Source organism: Dialister succinatiphilus YIT 11850 (genome assembly GCF_000242435.1).
GTDB lineage: Bacteria > Bacillota > Negativicutes > Veillonellales > Dialisteraceae > Dialister > Dialister succinatiphilus.
In genome coordinates this window covers 1,175,975-1,177,807 of record NZ_JH591187.1, presented here as the reverse complement: position 1 = coordinate 1,177,807, position 1,833 = coordinate 1,175,975, and the positions used below count along the sequence as shown (strand labels likewise).

At 53.5% G+C, this 1,833-nt stretch carries 1 protein-coding gene; it reads right to left on the bottom strand.

Features of this window, described 5'->3' with window-relative positions:
- Positions 1 to 374: 374 nt before the first annotated feature.
- Positions 375 to 1,712 (bottom strand): branched-chain amino acid transport system II carrier protein, encoded by a 1,338-nt coding sequence (gene brnQ, locus HMPREF9453_RS05080; protein WP_008859490.1) that lies wholly within the window; start codon positions 1,710 to 1,712, stop codon positions 375 to 377.
- Positions 1,713 to 1,833: the final 121 nt, after the last annotated feature.

The window sequence follows — 1,833 nt, the reverse complement described above, 5'->3', positions numbered from 1 at the left end:
AAAGTAAATCCCGTAACGTTCTTGCGTCCCCTTTAGGGGAAGAGGGCCACGAAGTGGCGAAGGGATGTACGAGGGTAAGAATGATTATGATATGCGATGTGGACGTGACCGCCGAAAGGCGGCATTATAATACTTATCGCCCCCTAAAGGGGAAACGACTCACTACATTTTGCGCGTCGCTAGCGCTCCTTCAAAATGTGTTCGCTGTGCACCGTAAGGGCGATACCACAACCCTCGGCCCGAAGGGCCGTTGCCCCTTGAGCGAAGCGATGCAACCCTTCTACACAACCCGCGGCGTCAGCCGCGTCCCTTTTTTAAAATCTGCGGCGAAGCCGCCACCTCCACCCTCTGAACCTTTTGAACCTTCTGAACCCTCACGCCGCAGGCGTGTCCGTATCTTCCGCGATTTCCGATACCTTTTCCCATACCAGACCCAGCAGGAAGCCGGCGGCGAAGAAGAGGATCCAGGACATATTGGACGAAGAAAGGGGAAGGGATTCCATAAAGCGGGCCATGGCAGGCACCGAGAGGCCCGCAGCTTTCAAAGCGTCGTAAAGAGCGGGGACCATGGTGAAGAGGGTGGCCAGCGCGTACACCTTCCGGCTGCCCTGGAAAAAGTCATGAAGGAAAGTGAGGACAATGAGTGAAATGGACAGGGGATAGAGGAAAAGGAGCACCGGAATGGCGCCTTTGATAATGGCGGACAAACCGAAGAGGGCGATGGCAAAGGAAAGGACCGTGAAGAAGGTGGCCCAGGCCTTATGGGAGAAGCGGGGCAGGAGGGTGTGGAAATAGGCGGCGCAGGAAGCGATGAGGCCGATGGAGGTAGTGAGGCAGGCCAGGATGACGATGAATCCCAGAAGGAGACTGCCCATAGGTCCGAAATAGAAAGACGCAGCCCCTACCAGCACAGGCGCCCCGTTTTCCACGTGGCCCAGCACGGACACCGAAGAGGCGCCCAGGGTGCAGAGGGCGGCGTAAATGAGGAACATGAAGAACGTGGAAATGAGACCGGACTTCAAGGCAGCGCCGGCGATTTCACGATTGGAAGACAGGCCGTAGAGACGGATGGATTCCACCACGATGACGCCGAACACCAGGCCCGCCAGACAGTCCATGGTATTGTAGCCCTCCAGCAGAGCCGAAGAAAAGGCCTTCACCGGCGTGTCATAGGCAGAAGACGGCGCCTGCCAGCTTCCCATGGGCAGGAAAAGAGAAGCGGCGATGAGGATGAAAAGGAAAGAGAGAAGCATGGGCGTAATGCACTTGCCGATGCGGGGCACCAGCTTGGAAGGGCTGATGGACAGATACCAGGAAAGAAGGAAGAAAAGAAATACAAATCCGTAAAGCCCCAGGTCCCTTATGTCAGCAGGAAGGAAATGGGAAATGGCGATTTCATAAGACACCGTGGCAGTCCGGGGAATGGCAAAGAAAGGCCCGATGGTCAGATACAGGGCGCAGCTGAAAAGAATGCCGTATAGCGGGCTCACCCGTCCGGCCAGCTCCCTCAGATTTTTCCCGGAAAAACAGATAGCCAGCACCGAAGCAAAAGGCAGTCCCACGCCGGTGATCAGAAATCCTGCCGTGGCATACCAGGTATTCCAGCCGGAATTCTGTCCCATAAAGGCAGGAAATATCAGATTTCCCGCACCAAAAAAGAGGGCAAACAGCATGAGCCCGATAGCAATGTATTCATTCGAAGTTTTTTTCATACAATTCCCATTTCTTTATTTAAATACGTCGAAACAACATAATGATATTTTATCATAAATTCTAATGTTTTGCATGAAAAAAGTGAATAATATATAAGTATATAAATAGGCTGGAGGCGGG

What these genes read in the sequence shown, in the direction of transcription:
- brnQ (WP_008859490.1), bottom strand. Translation starts at nt 1,712, where the DNA reads ATGAAAAAAACTTCGAATGAATACATTGCTATCGGGCTCATGCTGTTT.